2 protein-coding genes are annotated in these 5,726 nt (G+C 69.4%); both read left to right on the top strand.

Features of this window, described 5'->3' with window-relative positions; translation table 11 throughout:
- Positions 1-112 precede the first annotated feature (112 nt).
- The gene (gene lnt / locus RJ05_RS13570; RefSeq protein WP_051016543.1) at positions 113-1,732 is read left to right on the top strand and encodes an apolipoprotein N-acyltransferase; all 1,620 of its coding nucleotides are present in this window, start codon (positions 113-115) and stop codon (positions 1,730-1,732) included.
- A 363-nt stretch (positions 1,733-2,095) separates the two neighbouring features.
- Positions 2,096-5,726: non-ribosomal peptide synthetase (locus tag RJ05_RS13565; RefSeq protein ID WP_255220935.1), on the top strand; the 3,631-nt coding region annotated here is incomplete at its 3' end.

Below are 5,726 nucleotides of genomic sequence, written 5' to 3'. Positions count from 1 at the left end.
GTGCAGCGCTGGTCGACCGACCCGCGCTCGCGCGTTCCCGGTCTGCCCTCGCTCGCCCCGGAAGACGCGCTGCCGCGCTGCCTGCGCACGGTGCACCGGGGAGTGACCATCTATGGCGGCTGAGTCCGCCGGCTTCTGCTCGCGTCCGGCTGCGCTGCTCGACCGGCATCCGGTCCTCATCCGGGCGGTGGCGGCCGTCGTCTCCGGCGTGCTGCTGTTCGGCAGCTTTCCGCCGCGACCGTGGTGGTTTCTGGCGCCCGCCGGGATCGCACTGCTGACGCTGACCGTGCGCGGCACCGGCAGGCTGCGGGGTGGTTTCGGCTACGGAGTGCTGGCCGGGCTGGGATTCTTCCTGCCGCTGCTGCCGTGGACGGGCATCTACGTCGGCCCGGTGCCGTGGCTGGCGCTGTCGGCGGCGTGCGCGGTCTATGTCGGTCTGTTCGGTCTGATGGCCCGGCTGCTCGGTACTCTGCCGGGATGGCCGGTGTGGGTCGCGCTCGCCTGGACGACAGCGGAATGGGGGCGTTCCAGTTTTCCCTTCGGCGGATTCCCTTGGGGGCGGTTGGCTTTCGGACAGGCCGACGGATGGTTTCTGACGTTGGCCGCCTATGGCGGTGCTCCGTTGGTCGGCTTCGCGGCTGCGCTGACCGGCACCGGGATCGCGGCGCTGGTCGTGGCGGTGCGCGGCGGCGGCGGTCGACCTGCGGTCCTCGCCGCGGTCGTCGTCATCGCGGTCATGCCGGTGGCCGGACTCGCCCTGCGCCCCACGCTGCCGGCTCCCGGCGACGGTGAATCGACCGTCACCGTCGCCGCCATCCAGGGCAGCGTGCCCCGGCTCGGCCTGGACTTCAACGCCCAGCGCCGCGCCGTCCTCGACAACCACGCCCGCCGCACCGAACAGCTGGCCGATGACATCGCCGCAGGCCGCGCGCCGCAGCCGGATCTGGTGATCTGGCCGGAGAACTCCTCCGATATCGACCCGCTGCGCAACGCCGACGCCGCCACTATCATCACGCGCGCCGCGCGCCGCGTGGGCGCCCCTATCCTGATCGGCGCCGTGCTGGTCAACGACGACCGCACCACGACCAACTCGATGATGGTCTGGACCGAGCAGTCCGGCCCTGCCGATCGGCACGACAAGCGCATCATCCAGCCCTTCGGTGAGTACCTGCCGATGCGCGGGTTCTTCCGATTGTTCTCCGAATACGCCGATCGCGCCGGGTATTTCGTTCCCGGCCACGGCGACGGCACGGTCGGCATCGCCGGGGTCGACCTGGGCGTGGCCACCTGTTATGAGGTGGCCTTCGACCGCGCCTTCCGTGATTCCATGGCCGCGGGCGCGCAGCTGCTGACGGTGCCGACCAACAACGCGACCTTCGGCGACAGCGAGATGACCTATCAGCAGCTGGCCATGTCCCGGGTGCGCGCGGTGGAACACGGGCGGGCGCTCGTCGTCGCGGCCACGACCGGTGTCAGCGCCATGATCACCGCCGACGGCGCGGTGAGTCAGCAGACCGAGCTGTTCGTGCCCGCGGCGTTGATCGCCGAGCTTCCACTGCGGAGTTCGACGACGGTGGCCACCCGGCTCGGTGCGGCACCGGAATGGGCGGCCATCATCCTCACCGCCGCCGCGTTGGCGGTCGCGGCAATCCGCCGGCGAACCCGGCGCCCGAATGAGCCGACCGAGCGAGCGTCTTCGCCCGAATTTCCGGCGCACCCGTCTGCGCTATAGGCGCTGGGCTAACCGAACGCCCGTTATCTGTCTGGTTCGAGCGAACGTGCGGTCTTGCGGCGCGGTGGAATTCCTGGTTCGCCCGACGATAGCCGTCGGCCGGTGGGACCGGCACGTCAGCGCGCCATTTTCCGGCGTTCCTGTCGGAAAGTTTCCGGCCGACGCCAGATAGCGAAAATGTAGCTGTCCAAAGTGGCGTTGTGCCAAGGCCGTTGGAAGTGAAACAAATCCGAACCCCCGGCAATCCGGCCGCCATGACGCTCCGAATCATCATTCGTGGACTACGTCCTACGGCTAGGCGCGTGCGCGCCGACCGTGAAGTGCTCGGGGAGTTGCGTGAACAGCGGCAGAACGGAGTGATTGATGAGTTCATTGGCCACGGATCGTGTCGACCAATGTTCATCGGGCGAATTCTCAGCACAACCGTTCGCCTTGTCGCCTGCGCAGACAGCCCTGTGGTACGCGCAGCGCATTCGCCCGGACGTGCCGCTGACCATCGCGCAGTACGTGGAGATCCACGGTGACCTCGACGCGGGCCGGCTGCTCTACTCGATCGAGCGCTTCGGCGCCGAGACCCAGGTCGGACTGCTGCGGTTGGTCGAAATCGATGGCGTACCGCACCAGGTGGTGGATCCGTTCCACCGGCCGGGCTGGGCCCGGGTGGATCTGCGCGGCGAGGCCGACCCGCACGCCGCGGCCATGCAGTGGATGAACGAGCATGCCAGCTCGCCGATCGACCTGGACAACGATCCGCTCATCACCAACGCGGTGCTGCGCTACGGCGACAACGACTACATCTGGTACGCCCGCGCGCACCACATCGTCATCGACGGTTACGGCGCCATGAACGCGCTCACCCGCACCGCCGAGATCTACACCGCGATCGAGAACCAGACCGAGCCCGCGGTCTCCCGGGCCACCCCGCTGGCCGAGATCTACGCCGACGAGTCCCGTTACCGCGATTCCGCGCGTTTCCGCAGCGACCGCGAGTACTGGATGGAGCAGTTGGACGGCGTGGGCGGCACGCTCAGCCTGTCCAACGCCAACAGTGCCGTGCCGATGCCCGATCCGGGCCGCCGCCGGGCCACCGCCGTGCTGGACGAGCGCACCGAAGCCGCCGTCACCGCGGCCAGCACGGCTTTCGGCGCCGCCAACTCGACGTTGTTCGCCGCCGCGCTGGCCTGCTATGTCCGCTCGGTCACCGGCACCGACGACGTGGTGCTGAGCCTGCCGGTCTCGGCTCGCACCACCGTCGCGCTGCGCCGCTCGGCCGGTGTGGTGTCGAATGTGGTGCCGCTGCGGGTGCGGTTCGCCGAGGAGACCACCGTGCGCGATGTGGTACGTGCGGTGGAACTGCAGATCACCGGCGCGCTGCGGCATCAGCGCTACCGCCACGACGACATCCGGCGCGACTGCGGATACTCGCGCGACGCGCGCGGGTTCTTCGGCCCGATGGTCAACATCATGTTGTTCCACAACGAGCTGAAGTTCGGCAGTCTGCTCGGCTCGCTGCATGTGCTGGCCACCGGTCCGGTCGAAGATCTGTCGATCAACCTCTACAACGGGGTCGGCGATCGCATCCACATCGATTTCGAGGCCAACCCGCAGCTCTACGGCGAGACCGAACTCGCCATGCACCACGAACGATTCCTGGATTTCCTCGCCCGTTTCCTTACCGCGGGCACCGAAACCAAGGCCCTGTCGCTGACCGCGATCACCGACGCCGAGCGTCATCGGGTGCTGCAGGCCTGGAATGCCACCGAGGTGCCCGTTGCCGCCGATACGCTGGCCGGGCTGTTCGGTGCCCGTGCCGCGGCCTGCCCCGACGCGACGGCGGTCGAGTTCGAGGACGAATCGCTCACCTACCGCGAACTGGACGAACGCTCGAGCCGGCTGGCCCGGATGCTCATCGACCGTGGCGCCGGGCCCGATCGGGTGGTCGGTGTCTACCTGCGCCGCAGCCTGGACCTGGTGGTCGGCTTGTACGCCATCGTGAAGGCGGGCGCGGCCTATCTCCCGCTCGACGTCGACTACCCGCGTGAGCGGATGGAGCGGATCGTGCAGCAGGCCGCGCCGGTCGCGGTGCTGACGGCTGCCGCGGACGCGGCCAACCTCCCCGAGCACGCGCCAGGACTGATCCTCGACACCGCCGATCTGTCCGGCTACTCGCCCGATCCGATCACCGATGCCGACCGCTCGGCCCCACTGCGTCCCGATCATCTGGCCTACGTCATCTTCACCTCCGGTTCCACCGGTAACCCCAAGGGCGTCGGCGTCAGCCATGCCGCCATCGTCAACCGGCTGCAATGGATGCAGCACGAATACCCCCTCGACGCCGGTGACGCGGTCTTGCAGAAGACCCCGGCCACCTTCGACGTCTCGGTCTGGGAGTTCTTCTGGCCGTTGCAGATCGGCGCCAGGCTGGTGGTGGCCCGGCCGGACGGGCATCGCGACCCCAGCTACCTGGCCGAGGTCATCGCGGCCAAGGGCGTCACCACAGCGCATTTCGTACCGTCGATGCTGTCGGTGTTCGTCACCGATACCGATGTGCGCGGCTGCACCGGGCTGCGCCGGGTGTTCTGCAGCGGTGAGGCCTTGCCGCCGGCCACCGTCCGCGATTTCCACGCGGCCCTGCCCGGGCCGCGGCTGCACAATCTGTACGGCCCGACCGAGGCAGCCGTCGACGTCACCTACTGGCCCTGCCCGGCCGACCCGGAGTCGGTTCCGATCGGCTCGCCGGTCTGGAACACCCAGACCTATGTGCTGGATGCGCGATTGCAGCCGGTGCCGCCCGGTGGGGTGGGGGAGCTGTACCTGGCCGGAACCCAGCTCGCTCGCGGGTACCTCGGTCAGCCGCGGCTCACCGCCGACCGGTTCGTCGCCAATCCGTTCACTCCCGGCACCCGGATGTACCGCACCGGCGATCTCGCGCGCTGGCACCTGCGTGGCCGCGGTTCGGCCGGTGGGCCCGAGCGCGGTGTCCTGGAATACCTGGGGCGCACCGATTTCCAGGTCAAGATTCGCGGACAGCGCATCGAACTCGGCGAGATCGAGGCCGCCCTGCTGGCCGACGATCGGGTCGCTCGCGCGGTCTGCATCGCCCACACCGGGCGTACCGGCGACGAACTGGTCGCCTATGTGGTCGCCGCACCCGGTGCCCGAGGCGACGACGCGGCCGAGCGGCTCGACACCGCGGCCCTGCTCACCGGCCTGCGCGAGACGCTGCCCTCCTACATGGTGCCGACGGCCCTGATGGAGCTCGACGAGCTGCCGCTCAGCGCCAACGGCAAGATCGATCGTGCCGCGCTGCCCGCGCCCGCCGCGCATGTCCGGCCCACCGGCCGCGCGAGCATAGCGCCGCGCACGGAGGTCGAGCGGGTGCTGGCCAACATCTTCGCCGAGGTACTCGAGATCGACGACATCGGCGTGGAGGACGGCTTTTTCGATCTCGGCGGCAATTCGCTGATCGCCGCGCGCGCGGTCGCCCGGATCAACGGCACCCTCGGCGCCGGGGTGACCATCCGCGATCTGTTCGAGGCAGGCACCATCGCGGCACTGGCCGAACGGTTCTCCACCCAGCACCTCGACACCTCCTCTCCGGCACTACGGCCGACCGGCCGCCCGGCGAGCATCCCGCTCTCGCCCGCGCAGCAGCGGCTGTGGATTCTCAACCGGTTCGCCGAGCACGCGGCCGCCTACAACATGCCCCTGGCCGTGCGCCTGGACGGCAAGCTCGACATCGCCGCGCTGCGGGCGGGCCTTTTCGACGTCCTCGACCGGCACGAAAGCCTGCGCACCACCTTCCCGGAAACGTCGGAAGGTCCGAGCCAGGTCATCCACGCCGCCACCGACATCCCGCTGCACCTGGACCCCATCGACGCCCGCGGGGCCGATGTCGACGCGCTGGTCGCCGAGTTCGCCGGGTACGGCTTTCGATCTGCGCAGCCAGGCGCCGATCCGGGTGGCGTTGTACGAGACCGGGACCGACCGGCAT

This window comes from Nocardia cyriacigeorgica NBRC 100375 (assembly GCF_000308555.1).
GTDB classification, from domain to species: Bacteria; Actinomycetota; Actinomycetes; order Mycobacteriales; family Mycobacteriaceae; genus Nocardia; species Nocardia cyriacigeorgica.
Note: the sequence above shows the minus strand (reverse complement) of the source record. Positions and strands in the feature narration are given on the sequence as shown.

Coding starts and splice junctions, on each gene's coding strand:
- lnt (WP_051016543.1), top strand. CDS start 113: ATGGCGGCTGAGTCCGCCGGCTTCTGCTCGCGTCCGGCTGCGCTGCTC.